Origin of the sequence: Dryocola sp. LX212, from assembly GCA_041504365.1 — a bacterium.
In the GTDB taxonomy this organism is placed as follows: Bacteria; Pseudomonadota; Gammaproteobacteria; order Enterobacterales; family Enterobacteriaceae; genus Dryocola.
In genome coordinates this window covers 3063784-3087111 of record CP167917.1, presented here as the reverse complement: position 1 = coordinate 3087111, position 23328 = coordinate 3063784, and the positions used below count along the sequence as shown (strand labels likewise).

Here is a 23328-nt window from a genome sequence, read left to right as displayed (position 1 = left end):
CTGCAGGTCAATGTAGCTACCGTCTTGAACGTCAAGCGGTAGCTGCATAATTTTCATCCCATGGCAGGCGTGTTTTCAGCACCCCGAAGCACATGTGCACCAGCTTGCGCATTACTGCACCCAGCGCCGCCTTCTTTGCCTTCCCTCTCGCTATCAGCCTTTCGTATATCTCTTTCGCCGGTTTATTCCACCGGCTGGCGCTCATTGCCGCCACATACAGCTTCGCTCTTATCCCCGACGGCCCTGTTTTCGACATGTGAGGACGCCCACGCACCGAGCTTCCCGACGTTTTTTCCACCGGTGTGATGCCCAGATACGCCGCCACCTGCGAGGCACTTCTGAACGCGCCGTCTTTCAGGATAGCCAGCATTTCCCGGCCTACCTGATCCTTTACACCCTTAATCGATTTCAGCAGATCAAGATCTGCTTTCAGCCCCGGATCGTTGTCCGTGTGGTCTGTAATGAGCCTTTCTATCCGCTCCAGCTCGTCGCTCAACCAGCTGTGAGTCCGCTGGAGCGAGGTGATAACTTCCCGCGGCGTGGCCGTGGAGTGGGCTTTTTCCAGCCGGTTTGCCGTCCGCTGAACGTCTTCTTTCAGCGCATCGCGCTGACGCAGGAGTGCCCTGAGCTTGCGAACTTCAGGCGATGGAGGCACCCAGGGTTCCGGGTGTTTCAGCTCGCCGTAACAGGCCAGAACGAAGGCATCAACCCTGTCGTTTTTGGTGAGGATATTCATCCCACAGGCAAATTCGCGCACGCGGTGGGGATTGGCCATACAGACCTTAACACCGGCATCATGAAGACCGTATGCCAGGTTCTCGTGATAGATACCGGTCGCTTCCAGTACCACGGTGACGCTATCAGACGGGCACTTCTGAGCGTCGAGCCAGTCCGTGACCCTACGGGCCACGCCGGGTTCATTGGTGAAAACCTTGTGCTTTTTCTTGCCTTTAACACCAGCAGCAAGCAGACAGATATCGATTTTATTTTTACTGACATCAACACCGAGAGTGAACATATTTTGTCTCCTTTCACCTGAGCCAACACGTCATTCCAGCCTTGTACATACGAAGTCAGAGCTTCTGGTTACCGTTCGGATTTTGAGTGACGTGAAAGGTGAAACGGAGGGCTTAAGCTACAAAGAAAGATCGGCGTCTTCAGGGTGGATACAAGCTTCCTCCGTTTCGTGTAACCGGTAGCTAACCAGCTACCGGTTCAAGATACAAGGGTGGATAAACGAAGTGTCATCCACCGTCCCGAACTCGATATATGGCGGATGACGCAGGCTTATCCTCCCTACGAATCATCCCCGCCTTACGTCACTTCTTCTCTTTTTTCTGCCGCTCCAGCAGCTGTTCCGGCGTCACCGCCGGGTAGGCCTGGGCGTCGTCCGGGACTTCATGCTGAGCCGGGATCGGGATCAGCGGCCCCAGAAAGCGCGGCTCGCTCTTAAAAATATACACATCGGCAATGGCCCCCAGCCGGGCGGCAAATTCACGCATGCGTACGGACAGCATATTTTTCGGTGACGGGACGGCGTAGCACTGTGCCTGAATGCCTTCATGCAGAGCAATGAAAAGCGCGCGCTCGCAGTGAAAACGCTGGGTAATAATGATGAAGTCGTTGGTGTCGAACACTTTTCGGGTGCGCACAATCGAGTCGAGCGTACGGAAACCGGCATAATCCAGCACGATATCGGCCGGGTCAACGCCTCCGGCGATCAAATCCTTGCGCATCGTTCTTGGTTCGTTATAGCTGGACTGCGCGTTATCGCCGCTTAGCAGCAGGTAGTTAACCTTGCCGCTGTTGTAGGCGTTCAGCGCGCCCTGAATACGGTAGAGGTAGTACTGGTTAATGACCCCGGTGCGGTAATACTTGGCGGTGCCGAGCACGACACCGACCTGGCGATAGGGCAGGTCCTGCAGTTCGTCGTAGACATAGGGGGAGGTTTTCCAGCTCATCCAGCGATCGAGGGCAAGCGCAGTCAACGCAGTCAAGCCGATGAGGACTAACAGGCTATAAAACAAGCGCTTCAACATGGACTTACGGACTCGTGGTTTGGATGAAATTTTATTCAAGGCTACTTTACCTGGGGGGGAAGAGCAAGATAAGCGGTTTTGGTTGAGGTAAATTTCAGCAGTGCGGGTGGGGTTACACCCGCAAAGAAGGTTCAGGCCAGCAGCTGGCGGTCGATATTCAGGCAGCCAAGGGCTTTCAGCGTGGCGGCGGTGGCGTCCCACTGCGTGAGTGGAGCATCAGCACGTTCGGCAAGCACCGCGCGCTGGATATCGCCGTACTCATAGCCTGAAAGGCTAAGCAGATTCAGCGCAGCCTGAAGCGGAGGCAGAGACGGGTTGAACGCCGCGTTTTCCGCGTAGCTGCCCGCGATGATTTTGCCGTCGCGCAGGGCGAGCGCCACGCCAGCAGGCGCTTTGCTGTAAGGCGCATGGCTGCGGTTTGCTGCCTTGATGGCTGCCTGGCTGATCTCATCGCCTTCAACTTTGTACCCGTGGTCCAAATCATCGAGCAGCAGCTTTTCGATAGCCAGGTCGCGCGGGCCGAAAGAGTCCGGCAAATAGTCGCCAAGGGTGGCGGGCTTGCGGCCAGGCAGGTTGATCTGCAGCTTCACACCGCTGTTCAGCTCATTCATGAACTGGCGGCAGTGGCCGCACGGCGTGTAATTTACGGTAATCGAAGCCAGACCTTTTTCACCGCGCATCCAGGCGTGGGTGATGGCACTTTGCTCGGCGTGGACGGTTTGCTGCATGGTGGCCCCGGCAAATTCCATGTTGGCACCGAAATAGAGATTGCCGCTCACGCCGCGGGCGACGGCCCCGACGTTAAAATTGGAGATTGCCGCGCGCGCGCAGGCGGCAGCAAGAGGAAGAAGGGCGAAGGCCAGCGCATCATCATCCAGTCCGGTCTGGTGCTTTATCGCTTCCACTTCCTGCGCGCAAATCATGGCAGGGAAGTGGTCATCGGCAAGCAGGGGAAGCAGAGCGGCCTGCAGCGAAGCCGGGAGCTGTGCAAAAGCAGCATCAAAACGAGAACGCATCTATCTGAGCCTCATATCAGGTTATGGAACCGTAGTTTACGGTGCTTATAAGGCTTTATATGTGATCGGTATCTAATTGCAAATGCAACAGATGAAATAAAAACTGAAAATGCGCGATCTCTCGCAAGTTTTAACCAAATAACGACACGATTACCGGCAGCAGGAAAGGCGCGAGCAGCGAGGTAATGATCCCGCAGATAACCAGCGCCAGCGAGCTGAACGCCCCTTCCTGGAAATCCATCTCCACGCAGCGGGCGGTACCCAGCGCATGCGCCGCGCTGCCAATGGCCAGCCCGCGGGAGGCTTTGGTTTTGATGCGCATGATATTCAGCAGCGTATGGCCCAGTACGGCACCAAGAATGCCGACGTAAATAACGCAGACGGCGCTAATCGCCGGTACGCCGCCGATGCTGCCGCCGACGGCCATGGCGATCGGGGTGGTGACGGACTTAGGCAAGATAGAGGCGGCGATCTGTACGGGCGCGCCCATCATCAGCGCAATGCTCGTGCCGGTAACCATCGCCACCAGGCTGCCAATAAAGCAGATGGTAATAATTGATTTCCAGCGCGCGCGGATCTGATGCAGCTGCTCATAAAGCGGGAAGGCCAGCGCGACGACCGCAGGCTGCAGCAGATCGTTAAGTACCTTCGATCCCAGGAAATAATGCTCGTAGGGAATGCCGGTGAGCACCAGGAACGGGATGAGGATAGCCATGCTGACCAGCAGCGGATTGAGCAGCGGAGTGGGGAAGCGAACCGCCAGCATGCGTGCGCAGTAAAAGACGACAAGCGTTAACGGCAGGGACCACCAGATATAATGAATCATTTTTGATCGCCCTCCGCTTCACCTATCACTTTGCGTTCGCCGTGCACCAGATGGGAACTCCAGCTTACGATCGCTAAGACCAGCAGCGTGCTCACCGTACAGGAGACGATAATCGGCGCGAATTCCGCACGCAGCACGTCGAAATACTGCATAACGCCGACCCCAATTGGCACGAACAGCAGCACCATATAACGGATAAAAAGATGGCAGCCTGGCTTGACCCATTTTGCGGGCAGGATCTGTAAAGAGAGCAGCAAAAATAGAATCAGCATGCCAAGAATGCTGCCGGGAATGGCAATCGGCAGCACGGAGGAGAGGGCGATACCGGCATATAAGCACAGGTAAATCAGAATAAACGATCTCAGAAATTGCCAGATTACGGTGAGCGAGTTACGCATGGAGATGACCCCTTAATAAACGCATTCATCATACAATTAAATCTAAAATTGTGCTAGCGATCACATCATGACTTTTGAGCATACCAAATATTCCTGAAAGTAACGTTCCAGCATGCCTGACCCCCAGACAATAAAAAAGGCGACCCGGAGGTCGCCTCATTACCGCTGAAGGCAGTTTAGTTCAGACGCACCGGCATACCGGAACGGTTCTGAATCGCCTGGTCAATAACGTTGGTGTCAACGTCTGGCTGAGCGGTGATCGCGGTTACGTTATCTTTCAGCGTAATTGGCACGATTTCGCCGGAATTGAACTGTGCTTCGGTAGTCGACAGCGGATTATGCACCTCAATGTAACGGGTGCCGTCCGGCTCTACGGTTGCTTTAACGGGCTCATCGATAAACTGCACGCGAGTACCGACCGGTACATTCTCGAACAGGAACTTGATGTCTTCGTTACGCAGACGTACGCAGCCGTGGCTTACGCGCAGGCCGATACCGAAGTTGGCATTGGTGCCATGAATAGCATACAGGCGACCGATATACAGCGCGTACAGACCCATAGGGTTGTCCGGGCCGGCTGGCACAACGGCTGGCAGTGGCGTACCCGCCGCTGCGTATTCCGCGTGCATCTTAGCGGTAGGCGTCCAGGTCGGGCCTGCTTTCTTACGTTCTACTTTCGTGGTCCAGTTGATGGGGGTGTCTTTGCCCAGCTGGCCAATACCGATAGGCAGCACGATAACCGTGTTGGTGTCTTTCGGATAGTAGTAGAGACGCATTTCAGCACTGTTGATAACGATACCTTCATGAACCGTGTCCGGCAGGATAAGCTGCTGAGGAATGTTCAGGATGGTGCCGCCTTTCGGCAGATAAGGGTCAACGCCAGGGTTGGCTTCCAGCATGTTAGACAGGCCCATCTGGTACTGCGCCGCAAACTCTTCAAGCGGAGCGGTGCTACCTTCAGGGATCGTAATCACCTGGTTTTGTCCAATCAGACGGCTGCCATCGGTAGGCAGAGGATAAGTCACTGCAGAGGCTGTTTTGCAGAAAGACACCGCAGCCACAAATGCCAGTAAAATTGTGCGTATTTTCATATTCATGATGTGCGTAGTATTTATGGCCAGACAGGCTAGTTAGTTGAGTATAAGGTACGGTTCAGCCGCGCATTATATGTGCATTCCATCTGTCTGGGAAATCAGATGTGGCTGAAATCACATTTTTTTCATATCGATTAAACTTTAGACAGTGTACAAGCAACGCGATCCACGACCGCACTTATGGCATAATGAGGGAGATATCACAAATTACACACCTCATTTATCAGGACATCTCTGTGCTAGTTTCCAGTAACGTCACTATGCAGTTCGGCAGTAAGCCGCTGTTTGAAAACATCTCCGTCAAGTTTGGCGGCGGCAATCGCTACGGCCTGATTGGCGCTAACGGTAGCGGTAAGTCCACCTTTATGAAGATCCTCGGTGGCGATCTCGACCCAACCGTGGGTAACGTCTCACTCGATCCTAACGAGCGCATCGGTAAGCTGCGCCAGGATCAGTTCGCCTTTGAGAAATTTACCGTGCTTGATACGGTGATCATGGGCCACGCCGAACTCTGGGAGGTAAAAGAAGAGCGCGACCGCATCTATGCGCTGCCGGAGATGAGCGAAGAAGACGGCTATCGAGTGGCCGACCTGGAATCCAGATATGGCGAAATGGATGGCTACACCGCCGAAGCGCGTGCTGGCGAATTATTGCTGGGCGTAGGCATTCCGGTGGAGCAACACTACGGCCCAATGAGCGAAGTCGCACCGGGCTGGAAGCTGCGTGTGCTGCTCGCGCAGGCGCTGTTCTCTAACCCGGACATCCTGCTGCTCGATGAACCGACGAACAACCTCGACATCGACACTATTCGCTGGCTGGAAACCGTGCTCAACGAGCGCAACAGTACCATGATCATCATTTCCCACGACCGCCACTTCCTGAACATGGTTTGTACCCACATGGCGGATCTGGACTACGGCGAGCTGCGCGTTTATCCGGGCAACTACGACGAATACATGACGGCAGCAACCCAGGCTCGCGAGCGCCTGCTGTCCGATAACGCGAAGAAAAAGGCGCAGATTGCCGACCTGCAATCCTTCGTCAGCCGCTTTAGCGCTAACGCATCAAAATCCCGTCAGGCTACCTCTCGCGCCCGTCAGATTGATAAAATCAAGCTTGATGAAGTGAAGGCCTCCAGCCGTCAGAACCCGTTCATCCGCTTTGAGCAGGACAAGAAGCTGTTCCGTAACGCGCTGGAAGTGGAAGGGCTGGCAAAAGGCTTCGACGAAGGCCCGCTGTTCAAAGGCGTTAACATGCTGCTGGAAGTGGGGGAGAAGCTTGCGGTGCTGGGCACCAACGGCGTGGGTAAAACGACCTTCCTGAAAACCCTGGTGAGCGAACTGACCCCGGATGCCGGAACGGTTAAATGGTCCGAGAACGTGCAGATCGGCTATTACGCACAGGATCATGAATACGAATTCGAAAACGACCTGACCGTCTTTGACTGGATGAGCCAGTGGAAGCAAGAAGGCGATGACGAGCAGGCCGTGCGCAGCATCCTTGGCCGTCTGCTGTTTAGCCAGGACGATATCAAAAAGCTTGCCAAAGTGCTGTCCGGCGGTGAGAAGGGCCGTATGCTGTTCGGCAAGCTGATGATGGAACGCCCGAACGTGCTGGTCATGGATGAACCCACAAACCACCTGGATATGGAATCCATCGAGTCGCTGAACATGGCGCTGGAAATGTATCCTGGCACGCTGATCTTCGTCTCCCACGACCGTGAATTCGTCAGCTCCCTGGCTACCCGCGTCGTCGAGATCACCCCAGAGCGCGTTATCGACTTTACCGGTGGGTATGAAGATTACCTGCGCAGTAAAGGTATAGACGGCTAAGCAGTACCTTCATTAATCAGGATCTCCTCCACCCCGCGTGGAGGAGGTTCCCTCTGCGTTCCGCACTGTCGCGCCATATTTATCAAATCATTTCTTCCGTCAGTAAAATGCTTCCCACAGCGACAGCCAGCTGTTTTCGCAGCGCTACGGTTTGTCCAACGTTTTGCAAAAGAAGAATTGCCGATGATACCGTTCGCAGGTCGTGGCGTTATGCTGTCCCGATCTGCGAAAAACCTTTCTTAAGATGAGTGAGAGCCACAAACCTCGCACTGCGCATTCCTCGTCAGTTTCATCTCGCGGAACTGGCAGGTCATGGCGTCGTACATCACTATTTTTCCGCTCGCCGGGGTGCCGTAGTTCGCCAGCAGCTTTATCGCTTCCATCGCCTGCAGCGAACCTATTACGCCCACCAGCGGGGACATCACGCCCGCCTCGACGCAGGTCAGAGCATTTTCGCCAAACAGGCGGCTCAGGCAGCGGTAGCAGGGTTCCTTTTCCTGATACGTAAAGACGCTGATTTGCCCTTCCATGCGGATAGCTGCACCGCTGACCAGCGGCTTCTTAGCTTGAAAACAGCAGTGGTTCAGCTGATTGCGGATAGCCACGTTATCCGTGCAGTCCAGCACCAGATCGTGGCCAGCAACTTCATCCGCCAGCCGTTGCTCATCAAGCAGGGCGTTGATAACCGCAAGCGAAACGTGAGGGTTGATAACCGCCAGCGCGTCGCGGGCGGACTCCACCTTTGGCTTTCCGATGGTCGCATCGCTGTGCAGGGTCTGACGTTGCAGATTGGACAGCGCCACGGTGTCGTAATCCAGCAGCGTGAGATGCCCCACGCCTGCCGCCGCAAGATACTGCGCGGCGGCACAGCCCAGGCCGCCGAGGCCGACGACCAGCACGCGGGCTGCCTTCAGCGCTTCCTGCCCGTCAAAGTCGAAGCCGCGCAGAATAATCTGCCGGTTGTAGCGCAGCATTTCGCCGTCGCTGAGCTCTTCTGCCACGGTCAGCCTCCGAACAGCGCGTTAAACGGTTCGATCTCCACCCAGTCACCGGCTTCCACGCTGCCGCGCTCGCGCTCCAGCACGATAAAGCAGTTCGCCTGGCTGAATGAGCTGAAGATGTGCGATCCCTGATGGCCGGTGCTGAGCACTTCCAGCTGGCCGTCTTCCGCCCTGCGCATAATGCCGCGCTGGAAATCCAGACGACCCGGCGCTTTTTTCAGGCGGCCTACGGTGCGGGCGCGCTGGCGCGGCGGTAGCGCGTTACCCTGCTGGCCGCTGAGCTTAGCCAGCAGCGGCTGCACGAGCTGATAGAAGGTGAGGGCTGCAGAGACGGGGTTGCCCGGCAGGCCGCAGAACCAGCTGTTTTGCAGACGCCCAAAGGCGAAAGGCTTACCCGGCTTGATCGCCAGCTTCCAGAAGCCGACTTCACCCAGCTCTTCGAGCAGCTGTTTTGTGTAATCGGCTTCACCGACGGAGACGCCGCCGCTGCTGATAACCACATCCGCCTTGCTGTCCGCCTCGATAAAAGCGGCGCGCAGTGCTTCAGGATCATCCTTAATAATCCCTAAATCGATAACTTCGCAGCCCAGCTGCTCGAGCATCAGGTGCACCGCAAGGCGGTTGGTATCGTAGATTTGCCCTTCGCCGAGCGGCTGGCCCGGCAGCTGGAGTTCATCGCCAGTAGAAAATACCGCAGCGCGCACTTTGCGGACGACTTCGACTTCCGGGATACCCAGCGAGGCGATAAGCGGCAGTTCGGCGGCGGTCAGTTTCTTACCGGCTGGCAGCACGCTGCCATCCTGACGAATATCTTCACCGCGCCGACGAATGTTCTGACCGTTGGTGACGGCTGCGTTAATGCGCACGCCGCTTTCGGTCACCTCCGTCTCTTCCTGCATAACCACCGCCTGCGCGCCCGCTGGCACCGGGGCACCGGTCATAATTCTTACGCAGGTTCCTTCCGGCCACTCGCCGGTAAACGGCTGCCCGGCGAAAGCTTTTCCGGCAACCGGCAGCGCGCCGCCCGTGGCGATATCGCTCATGCGCACCGCGTAGCCGTCCATCGCGGAGTTATCAAAGCCAGGGACGTCAATTGGCGACGTGACAGGGTGCGCGGTGATGCGCCCGTTAGCCCCTAATAAAGGAACGGTCTGGGTTTCAGTGACAGGCATGATGCGTGAAAGCATCTGCTCCATCGCGGCTTCAAGGGGGATCAGCCCGGCGGTATATTCCATGAAAAACTCCTGCGGCGGGGGCAAAGTGAGGGGCATATTATGGCAGATAAAGCCCAGCGACTGAATGTTCCATTCGGGGGCCGGCGTGAGGTCGATTTTCTTTACAACACTTTTACATCTTTCTATATTCAAAAATCGTATGAGGATTTCGCAACGATTCTGATATTTATAGAAAAACGCAGCCCCAGATAACTATGACAAGGCTATGTCGTTATGAACAAAGCGGTAATCGCCATCCACGGCGGAGCAGGTGCCATCACGCGCTCGCAGCTGAGCGTTGAGAAAGAGCAGCAGTACATCCGGGCATTATCAGAAATAATCGAAGCGGGTCAGGCGATTCTCGAAGCCGACGGCAGCGCGCTGGACGCCGTCACAGAGGCGGTACGCCTGCTGGAAGAAAACCCGCTCTTCAATGCGGGAGTCGGTGCGGTATTTACCCATACGGGCACCCATGAGCTGGATGCCTGCGTCATGGATGGCAACACGCTGAACGCCGGGGCCGTGGCGGGCGTCAGCCATATCCGCAACCCCATTCTTGCCGCCCGAAAGGTGCTGGAGCACAGTCCGCACGTGCTGTTAATCGGTGAGGGCGCAGAAGTTTTTGCTCAGCAGCAGGGGCTTGAAGCCGTTTCAGCGGACGTCTTTTCTACACCGGAACGTTGGGAACAGCTCCAGCGTGCGCGGGATAATCACCAGACCGTGCTGGACCACTCCGGCGGTGAGCCTCTCGATCCAGACCAGAAATTCGGCACCGTCGGCGCAGTCGCGCTGGATAAATTCGGTAACCTTGCTGCCGCCACCTCTACCGGCGGCATGACGAATAAACAGCCCGGCCGGGTGGGCGATTCACCGATTATCGGCGCGGGCTGCTATGCCAACAATGCCAACGTCGCCGTCTCCTGCACCGGCACGGGTGAGGTATTTATGCGCACGCTTGCCGCCTACGACATCGCCGCGCTAATGGAATACGGCGGGCTGAGCCTGCACCAGGCCACCGAACGCGTGGTGATGGAAAAGCTCCCGGCGCTGGAGGGCGAAGGCGGGGTGATTGCTATCGACAACGAAGGCAACGTGGCGCTGCCGTTCAACAGCGAAGGAATGTATCGCGGCTACGGCTATGCGGGCGACGCGCCGAGCGTGGGTATTTACCGTGACCGGGAGTGCTGATGCCGCACAGCCATGAACTGCCTGAGGATCGGGTGCTCTCCATCAGCGGCCTGAACATTCGTTTTCGCCAGGAGAAGGCGTATACCGACGCAGTGCGCAACCTCTCTTTCGATCTTAAGCGTGGGGAAACGCTGGCTATCGTCGGTGAGTCCGGCTCTGGGAAGTCGGTGACCGCGCTGGCGCTGATGCGCCTGCTGGAGCAGTCCGGGGGGCTGGTGAACAGCGGCGATTTCCTTCTGCGCCGGCGCAATAAGCAGGTCATTAACCCCAACGAGCTGAGCAACGCGCAGATGCGCGACGTACGCGGCGCGGATATCGCGATGATTTTTCAGGAGCCGATGACCTCGCTCAACCCGGTGTTCCCTGTGGGGGAGCAAATCGCTGAATCTATCCGTCTGCATCAGGGCATGGATAAACGAGCAGCGCTGCTGGAGGCCCAGCGGATGCTGGAGCGCGTGCGTATCCCCGAGGCGAAGGCCATTCTGGGCCGCTATCCGCACCAGCTCTCCGGCGGGATGCGCCAGCGAGTGATGATCGCCATGGCGCTCTCGTGCCGCCCGGCGGTGTTGATTGCCGATGAACCGACAACGGCGCTGGACGTCACCATTCAGGCACAGATCCTCCAGCTCATCCGCGTATTGCAGGATGAAATGCAGATGGGCGTAATCTTTATCACCCACGATATGGGCGTGGTGGCGAACATCGCCGACCGCGTGCTGGTGATGTATCGCGGGGAAGCGGTGGAAACAGGCAGCGTTGAGCAAATATTTCGTGCGCCCGTTCATCCATACACCAAAGCCCTGCTCTCCGCCGTGCCGCGCCTTGGTTCAATGAACGGCTCCGATCTACCGCGCAAATTCCCCCTCCTTAATCAGAACGAACCAGATAAGCGTGAGCCGGAAACCGAGCAGGACACCCTTCCCGAAGGGGCTGGCCCCGTTCTTGAAGTCCGGGATCTGACCACCCGCTTTGATATCCGCAGCGGCATTCTGAACCGCGTGACGAAGCAGGTTCATGCGGTAGAAAAGGTGAGCTTCGACCTGTGGCCGGGCGAAACGCTGGGGCTGGTGGGCGAATCCGGCAGCGGTAAATCCACCACAGGCCGCTCCCTGCTGCGGCTGGTTGAAAATCAGGGCGGGAGCATCAGCTTCAACGGCCAGCGCATTGATAATCTGCACAACGCGCAGATGCAGCACGTCCGCAAAGACATTCAGTTTATCTTTCAGGATCCTTATGCCTCGCTCGACCCGCGCCTGACGGTTGGCTACTCCATCATGGAGCCATTGCTGGTCCACAACGTTATGCCAAAAGTGGAGGCGGAGAAGCGAGTGGCGTGGCTGCTGGAGCGGGTGGGGTTACTGCCCGAACACGCGTGGCGCTACCCGCACGAGTTTTCCGGCGGGCAGCGGCAGCGTATATGTATCGCGAGGGCGCTGGCGCTAAATCCAAAGGTGGTCATTGCCGATGAGTCGGTTTCGGCGCTGGACGTGTCTATCCGCGCGCAAATAATTAATTTGCTTCTCGATTTACAGCGCGAGTTTGGCATCGCTTTTCTGTTTATCTCCCACGACATGGCGGTGGTGGAGAGGATCTGCCACCGCGTGGCGGTGATGTATCTGGGGCAGATCGTCGAAATTGGTCCGCGTCGCCAGGTGTTTGAAAACCCGCAGCATCCGTATACCCGTAAGCTGATGGCGGCCGTGCCGGTTGCGGATCCGGCGCACCGTCGGCCAATACCCGTTTTACTTTCCGATGAGATCCCGAGCAACACGCGCAGCATCGGGGATGCACCGCTCGTCGCACCGCTGGTTGCCGTTGGGCCGGGGCATTTTGTCGCCCGCCACCCGATAGGCAGCAGCGATAACCGTATTTAGGCAGGGATAACAGGAGAATAACAATGAAACTGAACATGCATACTAAATGGCTGCTGGCGGCGGGCCTCGCGACCTCGGTCTTCGCCGCACCGGCGTTTGCTGCCAAGGATGTCGTGGTAGCGGTTGCCTCTAACTTCACCACGCTCGATCCTTACGACGCCAACGACACGCTCTCCCAGGCGGTGGCGAAGTCGTTTTACCAGGGGCTGTTTGGCCTCGATAAGGACATGAAGCTGCAAAACGTGCTGGCGGAGAGCTATAAAGTCTCTGACGACGGGCTGGTTTACACCATCAAACTGCGTCCTGACGTGAAGTTCCAGGACGGCACGGACTTTAACGCCGAAGCGGTTAAGGTAAACCTCGACCGCGCAAGTGACCCGGAAAACCACCTTAAGCGCTACAACCTTTATAAGGCCATCGCAAAAACCGAAGCGGTAGATGTGACCACGGTAAACATTACCCTTAAACAGCCGTTCTCAGCGTTTATCAATATTCTTGCCCATCCGGCGACGGCGATGATCTCCCCCGCGGCGCTAAAAAAATACGGCAAAGATATTGGTTTCCACCCGGTGGGGACCGGCCCTTACCAGCTTGATACCTGGAACCAGACGGATTTCGTGAAGGTGAAGAAATTTACCGGCTACTGGAAGCAGGGCCGGCCGTTGCTGGACACCATCACCTGGCGTCCGGTGGTGGACAACAATACTCGTGCGGCAATGCTGCAAACCGGCGAAGCGCAGTTCGCCTTCCCCATCCCTTACGAGCAGGCCGCGCGACTGGAAAAAAACGACAAGCTGGATCTGGTTGCTTCACCGTCCATCATGCAGCGCTATATCAGCATGAACGTGACGCAGAAGCCGTTTGATAATCCGAAGGTGCGCGAGGCGATTAACTACGCTATCAACCGTCAGGCGCTGGTGAAGGTGGCCTTTGCGGGCTATGCGACCCCGGCGGAGGGCGTGGTGCCGCCGTCCATCGACTTCTCTGAAAAATACAAGCCGTGGCCGTACGATCCGGCTAAGGCGAAGGCGCTGCTGAAGGAAGCGGGCTTCCCGAACGGATTTGAAACCACGCTCTGGTCCTCCCACAACCACAGCACCGCGCAGAAGGTCCTCCAGTTTACCCAGCAGCAGCTGGCGCAGGTGGGCATCAAGGTGAAAGTGACGGCGATGGATGCCGGTCAGCGCTCCGCCGAAGTGGAAGGCAAAGGGCAGGCCGAAAGCGGCGTAAGAATGTTCTACACCGGCTGGACGGCCTCCACCGGCGAAGCGGACTGGGCGCTGTCGCCGCTGTTTGCCTCGCAGAACTGGCCGCCAACGCTGTTCAATACCGCGTTCTACAGCAACCCGCAGGTAGATAAAGAACTGACGGACGCGCTGAAAACCACCAACCGCGACGAGAAGGCGAAGCTCTACAATGACGCCCAGGATACCATCTGGAAAGAGTCCCCGTGGGTGCCGCTGGTGGTGGAAAAACTGGTGTCCGCCCATAGCAAGAACCTGACCGGTTTCTACGTGATGCCGGATACCGGGTTCAGCTTTGACGATGCGGATTTGAAATAGCACCGGAGCTGGTGTTGTAGGGTGGGTAAGCGCAAGCGTCATCCACCGGGAACACGGCGGGTAGCGGTTGTGCTACCCGCCCTACGTGAACGGAGCTTTCTTGTTTAACTATTTCCTCAAGCGCCTGCTGGGTCTCATTCCTACGCTGCTAATCGTGGCGGTGCTGGTGTTTCTGTTTGTCCACATGCTGCCGGGCGACCCTGCACGGATTATTGCCGGGCCGGAAGCGGATGCTCAGGTCATTGAGCTGGTGCGTAAACAGCTGGGCCTGGATCTTCCGCTCTGGCAGCAGTTCCTGCACTTTATCTGCAGCGTGCTGAAGGGCGATTTCGGCACCTCGATGGTGTCGCACCGCCCGGTTTCAGAGGAGATTGCCAGCCGCTTTATGCCGACGCTTTGGCTGACGCTGACCAGCATGGTGTGGGCGGTGATTTTTGGGTTGTTTGCCGGCATTGTCTCCGCCGTCTGGCGCAACCGCTGGCCGGACAGGCTGAGCATGACCATCGCCGTGTCGGGGATCTCTTTCCCGGCGTTTGCGCTGGGGATGCTGCTGATGCAGGTCTTTTCCGTCGAGCTGGGCTGGCTGCCCACGGTTGGGGCCGACACCTGGCAGCACTATATTTTACCTTCCGTCACCCTGGGCGCCGCGGTGGCTGCAGTCATGGCCCGCTTCACGCGCGCGTCGTTTGTTGACGTCCTGCAGGAAGATTACATGCGTACCGCCCGCGCGAAAGGGGTGAGCGAAACGCTGGTGGTGATCAAACATGGCCTGCGCAACGCGATGATCCCGGTGGTCACCATGATGGGCCTCCAGTTTGGCTTTTTGCTCGGCGGCTCTATCGTCGTAGAGAAAGTCTTTAACTGGCCTGGGCTGGGGCGCCTGCTGGTGGACTCGGTGGAAATGCGCGATTACCCGGTAATCCAGGCGGAAGTGCTGCTCTTTTCGCTGGAGTTTATTGTTATCAATCTGGTAGTGGATCTGCTTTACGCGGCCATTAACCCTGCAATCAGGTACAAGTAAGGATGCGACTATTTAACTGGCGACGTCAGGCCGTGCTTAATGCGCTGCCGCTTGTGCGGCCCGATAGGGTACGCACACCGTGGCATGAGTTTCTGCGGCGTCTGCGCAGGCAGCCGGTGGCGGTGACCGCAGGCATTTTCGTTTTGCTGCTGATCGCTGTTGCCCTGATTGCCCCCTGGGTCGCCCCGTTCGATGCTGAAAACTACTTCGATTACGACAGGCTTAACGACGGCCCGTCGATGCTGCACTGGTTCGGCGTGGATTCACTGGGGCGGGATATTTTCAGCCGCGTGCTGATCGGTGCGCAGATATCGCTGGCGGCGGGAGTGTTCTCTGTTTTAATCGGTGCGGTTATCGGCACCTTCTTTGGCCTGCTGGCGGGGTACTACGAAGGCTGGTGGGACAGGGTCATTATGCGCATCTGCGACGTGCTCTTTGCTTTCCCCGGTATTCTGCTGGCGATTGCCGTGGTGGCAATCATGGGCAGCGGCATGGCGAATGTGATTATCGCCGTGGCGATTTTCAGCATTCCGGCTTTTGCCCGTCTGGTGCGTGGAAATACGCTGGTGCTCAAACACCAGACGTTTATCGAGTCGGCCCGCAGCATCGGCGCATCTGACTGGACCATTATCTTCCGCCATATTTTGCCGGGTACAGTGTCGTCCATCGTGGTCTATTTTACGATGCGCATTGGCACGTCGATAATTTCAGCGGCGAGCCTGTCGTTTCTCGGGCTTGGTGCGCAGCCTCCTACGCCAGAGTGGGGCGCAATGCTTAACGAAGCGCGAGCGGATATGGTGATGTCCCCGCATGTGGCTATTTTCCCGAGCCTGGCCATTTTCCTGACGGTGCTGGCATTTAACCTGCTGGGGGACGGGCTGCGGGACGCGTTGGATCCGAAGATCAAGGGATGAAGGCGATGCCCCTCGATCCGTTTCGGGGGAGGGGCAGGGTCACAAATGAAACGCTTAGCATTGGCCTCATTTCAGGAATAGCCTTTCTGTTTCAGCGGAACAGGAACGAAATTTCTGGTGATAATAATGCTAAGCGTTTGCTGTTTAACCGCGACGGATTAAGACGCTAAATAGCGCTGGCCTTCGGTGTCGGTACACATGATGGCATTCTTCATTCGCGTCAGGGCTAAGGAGTTAAAGGCCTTCATTTTTAGCTTCCGCTTGAGAATGATTTTGTAGCCGCTGGCGGTTTTTTGCGACAAATTAAGCATCGATGCCATTGTTGTATTGTTTAAATGCACGTGGGGCAGAATATCCAATTCACGCTGCGTGAGTTTATCACCCTTGCTCATAATCGGGGAAGTGATTATTTTGCGAATATGCTGCTGAGAACTGTCCATTGAAAAATAGATAACGTTATCGATTTCAAACCAGTCATTTTTAATCATATCTTCCAGCAGCACGACATATTTGGCCTGGTTTGCCCGACAGAATTCAATAACCACGCCGCGTAAGTGCATGTTTCTGAGGGCAATAATCAGATGATTTGTCTGGGTGAAGCTGGCGAAAAAAAGATTAACATCTTCATGATCAAGAACATAATGTACCTGGTTCTGGGATGATTTTATTCCTTCGCAGTAGAAGTAATTGTCACTGATGACGTCAAATTTCATAGAGTAAACCTTGTATTACAAAAAGTAAGTGTGCTTTGCGTTATTCATTATTTGGCGAAAATTTTCGTAATCCTGCTGGCTATCGCTAATTAGCTTTAACCTTATAGTGTATGGGGGAACAGGTAAACCCTGAGCGCCCGTTGATCATTTGAATGTTAAATTTAAAGAAATAGCATTGCGATTATAACTGCTGTGGGCAGGCTAAATTTTTGCTCTACCCTGATGAAAAGCATTAAAAATCGCCAGCTGGCTGATACTGGCTGCCATAGAACGGTGATAATGGAGATGGCAATCAAAGGTTAACGAGTGGCTATCCGGCAGCCTGAAGTGTTTCACCGGGAATATCTTCTGCAGCGATGGAATGAATATCTCGGGCATCAGCATGATATGAGGGCTACGGGAGCAAATGGCCGCCAGCGTCAGCAGGTTTGCGCTCTCATAGGCCGTAACGCGGCTCGCCATCAGGGATTCAGAGGATTTGAGTCCGTCCACAATATCGGCAATGCTGCCTACATCCCGCCGCCAGCGCAAATGCTGATTCTGCTGCCAGTCCTCCATCGAGAAGCTGTTGCCGATGGTCGGATGAGCTTTATTAACCAGAACGTGGACGTCACAGTGCAGATATCGGGCGCAGACGATGGATTTGTCGTCGGGTAACTTGCCACCGATATCGATATCCACCTCCCGGTGCTTGAGCTTCATCAGCCGGTTGTCTTCATTGCTGTCCATGGTAATAAAGCGCAGGGAAGTAGTATCCGTTCGCCTTATCATCTTATAAAGATGCTGAGAGAGAATCATTTCGATAGGGGAATAGGTGGTAATAATAAAATCGCTGCGCGAAGAGTTCAGGGACGATATCTGCTGATATTTTTTCTGTAACGCGTAAACTTCCGGGTTAGCCTTCAACCCTTTTGCCGTGCGGGTGAACAGCTGCTGGCCAGTAAATTTCCTTGCTTGATTGAGCGTATAGCTGATGGCAGAGGGAGAAATGTTGAGCTTCTGTGCGGCAAGTGCAGCGCTTTGACATTCTATGACCGCGTTAATAATCGCTAACTGCTTAATATTCAGCTCTTCCATTTTCTCTCTCTTAAAACACGTTAGATTTACGGCTTAACCATATAAAGCTTTAACTTTGCCGAGCAGTTTATTCAGGTAATCGATAGCCGCAGGTTCATTTATCAGCTGCTTATTAAAATGTAAAAAACAGTCGTACCAGGTTTCGATCTCCTCCGGCATTGTGAAGCTTCGCAGCTGGAAATTTTTCTCAAGGATTGGCACGCAATAAGCCGGCACAATCATAATACAATCCGTTGCGGCGCAAAAAGTCAGCATGTTGATAATGCTTCCTGAAACGACTGATATTTTCCGCGCGTCAAAGTGTTTAAGCGCCGCGCTGGTCTGGTGAATACCCGTTGTATAATAATCCACCATCACAGACCAGACGGCATGATGGTTGCTGTACCAGTCATCAAGGGTAAAGGCCGTACCGGCATGACGGTTATTCGCACCCGCAACAATCGCGACTTTGGATGTAAATAACTTTGTTTTACCTATCATTGCATCGGCGGGCAGCTTCGAACCAATATCAATATCTATTTCTCCCTCGCGCAGGATCCTCACTCTTTCCACGACGCTTTCGACATAAGGACGAAAAACATGGCGCCAGGGCGAGGGCTTATCATCGGGCAGCGAATCGGTGGAGGCCAGCATTAGCTCAAGCAGGGACCAGGTATTGAACGTTAATGTATCGCGTTGATAACTCTGTTCCACCTCTTTCTTTTCAGAGAGGCTGGAGCTGAATTTTTGATAACGCAGACTTAATTCCAGTGCGGTGGAGTCAGGCTTCATCCCGGTACGCGTTCGAATAAACAGATGTGCGCCGGTCTGGAAACGAGCCTTATTTAATGAATAGCTGATCGCCCCCGGTGAAACATTTAATATTTCGGCGGTTTTAGTCACGCTGCCGCAGCTGACCAGGGTACTGATTACTTTTAACAGAGACAAATCAATATTATTATGCATAGTTGTATTTTTACACGCTTGTGACGTTTACACTATCTGCTTGCTATTAAATAAATAATAACCTGATAAGTGAAATGGATGTTTATCACTTTGGCGAATTTTACAGGTGAAGCACTTAAGGGGATAAAATATAACGATCTTCAGTTGAAAAAACAATGATTTGATCGCCGAGCCTAAGCTGGCGATATGTTATTAATGGCAAACTCTTAAGTAACCCTTTGAAAGTCAATCTTTTCAGTGAGGAGGTAAATTCGTTTAAATATAAACTTGCTGGCATATTGAATTATGCTATCGTCCTGAGTTGCGTTCGACGCGACCGATTAATATTCCATGTTGGTCAATTTATTCTGACCTGCTTATTAGGTTATAGCTCTTAATGTTAAAAATAAAAAAATAAGTATTTATTATTCTCATGGAATGTCGTTACTGGCTTGCCGTTAACCGTGACTTTTAGCGCTGATCATGCGGCGCCTAAAGTCCGGTTAGCCGCGCCGGGACCCGATCTTTCATCCTTTTCTGTGGCTTTGCGACATCTCTTATTTTGCTCAGCGCGGCGGTACGCTTTATTATCACAGCCGCCAGGCCCACCGCTGTTAACGAACTTTTAAAAGGACGCTGAAATGCACAAGATTTTAGCTTTAACCGGCCTTTTCGCCGGCTCGCTGTTGCTGTCTGCCTGTAATGTCATCCCGACGCCGCTGAACACGCCGCCGGATACCGCTCAGAAATTTGTCTGCGGCGGCGAGAAGCTGGCGCTGGATGGCGATTACGCCTGGTATAACGGTCGACGCTACTCCTATCAGAACATGAGCGGCGGCCAGGCGCTGTACCGCTACCACAGTAGCAATATTGCCGTGAAAAAAACCGGGAATGACCGAACGCTGCTTGTCGAACTGAGTGCTAAACCTTGTATTGCAGCCAACTGACCATAAGAGCACGACAATGAGCCACCGCGCGTGAAGAAATTTGTGGCTGTAAAGCCTGGGGCGCTGCTGATTGTGACTTTCAGCGGCCTGCTGACGGGCTGCGGTACGCTCTCGAACGTTGCTCCGGAGGTGGAAGTCCCCCAGTTAGCTCAGCGCGCATGCGGTGACCCGTCACCTCGCGACATCAACGAGTGGCTGCCTAAAATGGTTGATCTCCGCTCTCCGGGCATGTCAGTGGGGGTCATTGATGCCCACAACCAGCGCCACTACTGGTATTTCGGGGTGACGGATGCTGAGCATCATTACCCGGTGAATCAGGAAACGTTGTTCGCCGTCGGCTCACTGAGTAAAGGCATGACCGCAGAAACCACGGCGGTGCTGGTAGCTCAGGGGCATCTGCGCTGGTCGGATACGCTGGAACAATTGTTGCCGCCGGGCACGCCGCTCAGCGACGATGCAAAGCGGATAACCCTGCTGCAGCTCGTGACCCACACCTCCGGCCTGCCGCGGCAGACCATGAATCTACCAATGCTCGCCGCATTCGTTCGCTATCTTGGCAGCGGCGAAAACTTTTATCCGCACCTGGACAGCGATCGAGTGATTGACGATCTGGCGACGTTTTCTAAGCCTTCTGGCAACGAGCCTCGCTACTCCAATCTCGGCTACGCCGTGCTGGACTACGTGCTGAAGTACCAGACCGGTCAGCGTGCTGACAAGCTCGCTGACAATCTGCTGTTTAAGCCGCTGGGCCTGCAAAGCACCAGCTTCACGCCGCAAACCTTAAAAGCCTTTCCTGTAAGGGCCATCGGCCACGCGGGCAGCCAGCCGAAGTTCATTCCCACAGGCCAGGTTGTGCCCGACTGGCGGTTCACCGGCAACATGCTGGGGGCTGGCGGACTGTATACCAATACCGCCGACCTGCTGACCTTTGCCGCCGCGCATCTCAGCGGCAGCGGCGACGCCGTGATTGATAAGGCGATGGCCGACAGCATGCAGGTTTATTATCCGCGCAGGAAAGAGGCGGCGAATATCGCCTGGGTCAGCGACACCTTTGATGAGCAGACCATTACATACCAGGTTGGCTATATCGGCGGCTACTCGAGCTATATCGGTATCGACCGGAAACACCATTTTGCCGTCGTCGTCTTGCAGAACAGCTTCACCTGGCAAAACAACCTTGGCCACAGCGTGCTACGCCAGATGTGGCGCGAGCAAAACGCCGTTGCAACCTGCGCCAAAGCTTCTACAGCCTGATCGAAATGGGTTGATTTCCCCTCTGTAAATCAGCTTGCGATGGATCAAAGTCTGCCGCAAAAACGCCGCCGATCGCCTGAAAAATAACCATACTATAACTAAGTCTTACAGGCACACGAAGAGGAGGGAAAAGGTATGTCAAGGGGTCTGCTCAGGCGTGATCTGCTGCAAAAAATGATCGTGGCGAAACATGATGTCGCCGCTTATCTCTCTTTGCGGAGGGCAAAAGGCTACATGTCGGTGAGCGAAAGCGAGCATCTGCGCGACAGCTTGTTTGAGTTATGTAACGTTTATCACGAAAGCGCTCCACGTCTTCAGGATGTACTTGCTGCGGATGAGGCGGCGGCCTTCAAACAGGCAAACGCAGCGCTTTCTGCCGCAGCCATTGCGCTGATGACGGGGCGGCACGACTGTCCGCACTATATCGCGATCGATGCAGATAAGCTCGCAAGCTGCCACGACCGGCTTTCATCCAGCCTCCACTTTTTGCTAAGCCTGGAGCTGGCCGTTGAGTCGTGACGGGCCATGCCGGCAGCGGGGAGAAGGACTCTCCCAACTGTCGGTAAAGGTTATGTAAAAATGTCTCTTACACGAAGTCAGGCGGCTACCCTTATCCTGTTACCGGAAAAGGAGAATGCTATGCCGTCCCGTACCCTCATCGTCACCGTGTTGCTGTTTGCCTCCGGGCTGGCCTGTGCCGCCGGAGTTAACGTTGACGTGCTGCAAAGCAAACTCGATCACCCCTGGTCGCTGGCATTTTTGCCGGACGATAAAGGCATGCTGATAACCCTGCGTGACGGCCAGCTGCGCCACTGGCAGCCGGAAGAGGGGTTGGGCGACCCAATTGTGGGCGTGCCGAAAGTCTGGGCGCACGGACAGGGGGGACTGTTTGACGTTGTGCTGGCGCCCGATTTTGCTAAGAGCCGCCGGCTATGGCTGAGCTATGCCGAGGTCGGCGCCGATGATAAAGCGGGCACCGCCGTGGGCTACGGCACGCTAAGCCCTGATCTGGAACGTCTTGAAGATTTTAAAGTCGTTTTCCGCCAGCAGCCTAAGCTCTCCACCGGCAACCACTTCGGCGGGCGCATGGTGTTTGACGGCAAAGGGCACCTGTTTATCGCGCTCGGGGAAAATAACCAGCGCTCAACTGCGCAGGATCTCGACAAGCTCCAGGGCAAGCTGGTACGGCTGAACGAAGATGGCACGGTGCCGAAGGATAACCCGTTTGCGGATAAGCAGGGCGCGCGGGCAGAGATTTGGTCATACGGACACCGCAATCCGCAGGGGATGGCTATCAACCCCGCCAACGGCGAGGTGTGGCTGAACGAGCACGGGCCGCGGGGCGGCGACGAAATTAACATCCCGCAGGCGGGTAAAAACTACGGCTGGCCGATTGCTACCTGGGGCATTAATTACAGCGGCATGAAGATCCCGGAAGCGAAAGGGGAAATTGTGGCAGGGACGGAACAGCCGAGCTATTACTGGAAAGTCTCCCCGGCGGTAAGCGGTATGGCTTTCTATAACGCGGAAAAATTCCCGCAGTGGAAAGGCAGGCTGTTTATCGGCGCGCTGAAGGATGAAAATCTGATTGAGCTGACGCTTAGCGGCGACAAAATAACGGACCAGCAGCGCCTGCTGGATGACCACAAAGAACGGATCAGGGATGTACGCGTCGGTCCGGACGGCTATATTTATGCCCTGACCGACGCTTCTGACGGGCAGCTGTTGAAGCTAAGCCCGAAAAGTTAGTCCAGGGGGACCATTACCGTTTTCTGGAACGCCGGGCGCTGGGTCAGCTGTTGATACCAGCGCAGCAGGTTGAGGTGTGGCCCCAGCTGGATAGCCAGGTTGAGCAGCCCATAAACTGACGGGCCCAGGGCAATATCCGCAGGGCCAAACTCAGACCCTCCCAGCCAGGGTTGTTTCGCCAGTTCAGCATCCAGAATGCCAAAGAGCGCGTCGCATTGGGCGATACTTTCTTCAATCAGCTTGTGGTCACGTAGCGCGGGTTCGGTACGCACCAGACCCATAAAGACCCCACGAAAAGGGCTGACCAGCGTCCCCGCTGCCCAGTCCATCCATTTTTCACCGTGAGCGCGGGCGGCCGGATCGTCCACCCACAGCGTGTTTTTGCCGTACTGCGCAGCCAGATAGCGAACAATGGTGTTGGACTCCCACAGCGTCAGGTTTGTGGCGTCGTCGTGAATGCAGGGCACCAGCGCGTTAGGGTTCATCGACAAATAGTCTGCGTCATGTGTTTTGCCAAACTTCCCGCCTGCCGGAATAGACTGATACTCTTCCCCCAGCTCCTCCAGACACCACAGTACCTTCTTCACGTTGGTCGAATTGTCTCTGCCCCAAACGGTTATCATAAACGTTCCTGCTTAGCGTGGCTGTTTGCGATTTATTGCGATCTTCGTTTAAGAAAACACCA

The 23328-nt window shown here is 55.3% G+C and carries 22 protein-coding genes; 10 read left to right on the top strand and 12 right to left on the bottom strand.

Annotation, left to right across the window (positions count from 1 at the left end):
* Positions 1-31: 31 nt before the first annotated feature.
* The 6 genes from ACA108_14990 to ldtB form a co-directional block, all read right to left on the bottom strand.
* Positions 32-1018, bottom strand: a complete 987-nt coding sequence (locus ACA108_14990) for an IS110 family transposase (protein ID XEX94678.1) — start codon at positions 1016-1018, stop codon at positions 32-34.
* A gap of 301 nt (positions 1019-1319) precedes the next feature.
* On the bottom strand, positions 1320-2039 hold the full coding sequence (sanA, locus tag ACA108_14985) for an outer membrane permeability protein SanA (GenBank protein ID XEX94677.1): 720 nt from the start codon (positions 2037-2039) through the stop codon (positions 1320-1322).
* 131 nt (positions 2040-2170) lie between these two features.
* Positions 2171-3055: a cytidine deaminase gene (cdd, locus tag ACA108_14980; GenBank protein XEX94676.1), complete on the bottom strand. Its 885-nt coding sequence runs from the start codon at positions 3053-3055 to the stop codon at positions 2171-2173.
* A gap of 130 nt (positions 3056-3185) precedes the next feature.
* Positions 3186-3881: a CidB/LrgB family autolysis modulator gene (locus ACA108_14975; protein XEX94675.1), complete on the bottom strand. Its 696-nt coding sequence runs from the start codon at positions 3879-3881 to the stop codon at positions 3186-3188.
* Positions 3878-4279 (bottom strand): CidA/LrgA family protein, encoded by a 402-nt coding sequence (locus tag ACA108_14970; GenBank protein XEX94674.1) that lies wholly within the window; start codon positions 4277-4279, stop codon positions 3878-3880. The genes ACA108_14975 and ACA108_14970 overlap by 4 nt, the downstream gene beginning before the upstream one ends.
* Positions 4280-4455: 176 nt before the next feature.
* Positions 4456-5376 carry a L,D-transpeptidase gene (gene ldtB / locus ACA108_14965; GenBank protein ID XEX94673.1) on the bottom strand — a complete coding sequence of 307 codons (921 nt, stop codon included), beginning with the start codon at positions 5374-5376 and terminating at the stop codon, positions 4456-4458.
* Positions 5377-5609: 233 nt separating this feature from the next.
* Between ldtB and ACA108_14960 the strand changes: the two genes are divergently transcribed.
* Positions 5610-7205, top strand: a complete 1596-nt coding sequence (locus ACA108_14960) for an ABC-F family ATPase (protein ID XEX94672.1) — start codon at positions 5610-5612, stop codon at positions 7203-7205.
* A 239-nt stretch (positions 7206-7444) separates the two neighbouring features.
* Here ACA108_14960 and moeB read toward each other — a convergent pair whose 3' ends face one another.
* Both moeB and moeA read right to left on the bottom strand, forming a co-directional pair.
* The gene (gene moeB, locus ACA108_14955; protein ID XEX94671.1) at positions 7445-8206 is read right to left on the bottom strand and encodes a molybdopterin-synthase adenylyltransferase MoeB; all 762 of its coding nucleotides are present in this window, start codon (positions 8204-8206) and stop codon (positions 7445-7447) included.
* A 2-nt stretch (positions 8207-8208) separates the two neighbouring features.
* Positions 8209-9441 carry a molybdopterin molybdotransferase MoeA gene (moeA, locus tag ACA108_14950; GenBank protein ID XEX94670.1) on the bottom strand — a complete coding sequence of 411 codons (1233 nt, stop codon included), beginning with the start codon at positions 9439-9441 and terminating at the stop codon, positions 8209-8211.
* 213 nt (positions 9442-9654) lie between these two features.
* On the opposite strand from moeA, the gene iaaA reads away from it, so the two are divergent.
* The 5 genes from iaaA to gsiD all read left to right on the top strand — a co-directional run bounded on the left by iaaA (position 9655) and on the right by gsiD (position 15979).
* Entirely contained in the window at positions 9655-10608 is a 954-nt protein-coding gene (iaaA, locus tag ACA108_14945) for a beta-aspartyl-peptidase (protein XEX94669.1), read from the top strand.
* Entirely contained in the window at positions 10608-12482 is a 1875-nt protein-coding gene (gsiA, locus tag ACA108_14940) for a glutathione ABC transporter ATP-binding protein GsiA (GenBank protein ID XEX94668.1), read from the top strand. Before iaaA ends, gsiA begins: the two co-directional genes overlap by 1 nt.
* Positions 12483-12505: 23 nt before the next feature.
* Positions 12506-14044: a glutathione ABC transporter substrate-binding protein GsiB gene (gsiB, locus tag ACA108_14935; GenBank protein XEX94667.1), complete on the top strand. Its 1539-nt coding sequence runs from the start codon at positions 12506-12508 to the stop codon at positions 14042-14044.
* A 100-nt stretch (positions 14045-14144) separates the two neighbouring features.
* On the top strand, positions 14145-15065 hold the full coding sequence (gene gsiC, locus ACA108_14930; protein ID XEX94666.1) for a glutathione ABC transporter permease GsiC: 921 nt from the start codon (positions 14145-14147) through the stop codon (positions 15063-15065).
* A gap of 2 nt (positions 15066-15067) precedes the next feature.
* Positions 15068-15979, top strand: a complete 912-nt coding sequence (gsiD, locus tag ACA108_14925) for a glutathione ABC transporter permease GsiD (GenBank protein ID XEX94665.1) — start codon at positions 15068-15070, stop codon at positions 15977-15979.
* 158 nt (positions 15980-16137) lie between these two features.
* Here gsiD and ACA108_14920 read toward each other — a convergent pair whose 3' ends face one another.
* From ACA108_14920 to ACA108_14910, 3 genes are all read right to left on the bottom strand, one after another.
* Positions 16138-16692: a hypothetical protein gene (locus tag ACA108_14920; GenBank protein ID XEX94664.1), complete on the bottom strand. Its 555-nt coding sequence runs from the start codon at positions 16690-16692 to the stop codon at positions 16138-16140.
* Positions 16693-16893: 201 nt separating this feature from the next.
* Positions 16894-17769, bottom strand: coding sequence for a LysR family transcriptional regulator (locus ACA108_14915; protein ID XEX94663.1), 876 nt, complete (start codon positions 17767-17769; stop codon positions 16894-16896).
* Positions 17770-17802: 33 nt separating this feature from the next.
* Positions 17803-18714, bottom strand: coding sequence for a LysR family transcriptional regulator (locus tag ACA108_14910; protein XEX94662.1), 912 nt, complete (start codon positions 18712-18714; stop codon positions 17803-17805).
* 620 nt (positions 18715-19334) lie between these two features.
* On the opposite strand from ACA108_14910, the gene ACA108_14905 reads away from it, so the two are divergent.
* The 4 genes from ACA108_14905 to ACA108_14890 all read left to right on the top strand — a co-directional run bounded on the left by ACA108_14905 (position 19335) and on the right by ACA108_14890 (position 22643).
* Positions 19335-19640: a hypothetical protein gene (locus tag ACA108_14905; GenBank protein ID XEX94661.1), complete on the top strand. Its 306-nt coding sequence runs from the start codon at positions 19335-19337 to the stop codon at positions 19638-19640.
* Positions 19641-19682: 42 nt separating this feature from the next.
* Complete coding sequence (locus ACA108_14900; GenBank protein XEX94660.1) at positions 19683-20894, top strand: serine hydrolase domain-containing protein; 1212 nt, start codon at positions 19683-19685, stop codon at positions 20892-20894.
* Between the two features lie 135 nt (positions 20895-21029).
* On the top strand, positions 21030-21413 hold the full coding sequence (locus tag ACA108_14895) for a biofilm formation regulator BssR (GenBank protein ID XEX94659.1): 384 nt from the start codon (positions 21030-21032) through the stop codon (positions 21411-21413).
* A gap of 120 nt (positions 21414-21533) precedes the next feature.
* On the top strand, positions 21534-22643 hold the full coding sequence (locus ACA108_14890) for a PQQ-dependent sugar dehydrogenase (protein ID XEX94658.1): 1110 nt from the start codon (positions 21534-21536) through the stop codon (positions 22641-22643).
* Here the strand turns inward: ACA108_14890 and ACA108_14885 are convergent.
* On the bottom strand, positions 22640-23266 hold the full coding sequence (locus ACA108_14885) for a glutathione S-transferase family protein (GenBank protein ID XEX94657.1): 627 nt from the start codon (positions 23264-23266) through the stop codon (positions 22640-22642). The genes ACA108_14890 and ACA108_14885 overlap by 4 nt on opposite strands.
* Positions 23267-23328: the final 62 nt, after the last annotated feature.

Excerpts from the sequence above, each read along its gene's own strand:
- iaaA (XEX94669.1), top strand. The coding sequence starts at position 9,655 with ATGAACAAAGCGGTAATCGCCATCCACGGCGGAGCAGGTGCCATCACG.
- sanA (XEX94677.1), bottom strand. The coding sequence starts at position 2,039 with ATGTTGAAGCGCTTGTTTTATAGCCTGTTAGTCCTCATCGGCTTGACT.
- ACA108_14890 (XEX94658.1), top strand. The coding sequence starts at position 21,534 with ATGCCGTCCCGTACCCTCATCGTCACCGTGTTGCTGTTTGCCTCCGGG.
- ACA108_14990 (XEX94678.1), bottom strand. The coding sequence starts at position 1,018 with ATGTTCACTCTCGGTGTTGATGTCAGTAAAAATAAAATCGATATCTGT.
- ACA108_14905 (XEX94661.1), top strand. The coding sequence starts at position 19,335 with ATGCACAAGATTTTAGCTTTAACCGGCCTTTTCGCCGGCTCGCTGTTG.
- ACA108_14910 (XEX94662.1), bottom strand. The coding sequence starts at position 18,714 with ATGCATAATAATATTGATTTGTCTCTGTTAAAAGTAATCAGTACCCTG.
- gsiA (XEX94668.1), top strand. The coding sequence starts at position 10,608 with ATGCCGCACAGCCATGAACTGCCTGAGGATCGGGTGCTCTCCATCAGC.
- gsiD (XEX94665.1), top strand. The coding sequence starts at position 15,068 with ATGCGACTATTTAACTGGCGACGTCAGGCCGTGCTTAATGCGCTGCCG.
- gsiB (XEX94667.1), top strand. The coding sequence starts at position 12,506 with ATGAAACTGAACATGCATACTAAATGGCTGCTGGCGGCGGGCCTCGCG.
- ACA108_14895 (XEX94659.1), top strand. The coding sequence starts at position 21,030 with ATGTCAAGGGGTCTGCTCAGGCGTGATCTGCTGCAAAAAATGATCGTG.
- ldtB (XEX94673.1), bottom strand. The coding sequence starts at position 5,376 with ATGAATATGAAAATACGCACAATTTTACTGGCATTTGTGGCTGCGGTG.
- ACA108_14920 (XEX94664.1), bottom strand. The coding sequence starts at position 16,692 with ATGAAATTTGACGTCATCAGTGACAATTACTTCTACTGCGAAGGAATA.
- cdd (XEX94676.1), bottom strand. The coding sequence starts at position 3,055 with ATGCGTTCTCGTTTTGATGCTGCTTTTGCACAGCTCCCGGCTTCGCTG.
- ACA108_14885 (XEX94657.1), bottom strand. The coding sequence starts at position 23,266 with ATGATAACCGTTTGGGGCAGAGACAATTCGACCAACGTGAAGAAGGTA.
- ACA108_14970 (XEX94674.1), bottom strand. The coding sequence starts at position 4,279 with ATGCGTAACTCGCTCACCGTAATCTGGCAATTTCTGAGATCGTTTATT.
- moeA (XEX94670.1), bottom strand. The coding sequence starts at position 9,441 with ATGGAATATACCGCCGGGCTGATCCCCCTTGAAGCCGCGATGGAGCAG.
- ACA108_14915 (XEX94663.1), bottom strand. The coding sequence starts at position 17,769 with ATGGAAGAGCTGAATATTAAGCAGTTAGCGATTATTAACGCGGTCATA.
- ACA108_14975 (XEX94675.1), bottom strand. The coding sequence starts at position 3,881 with ATGATTCATTATATCTGGTGGTCCCTGCCGTTAACGCTTGTCGTCTTT.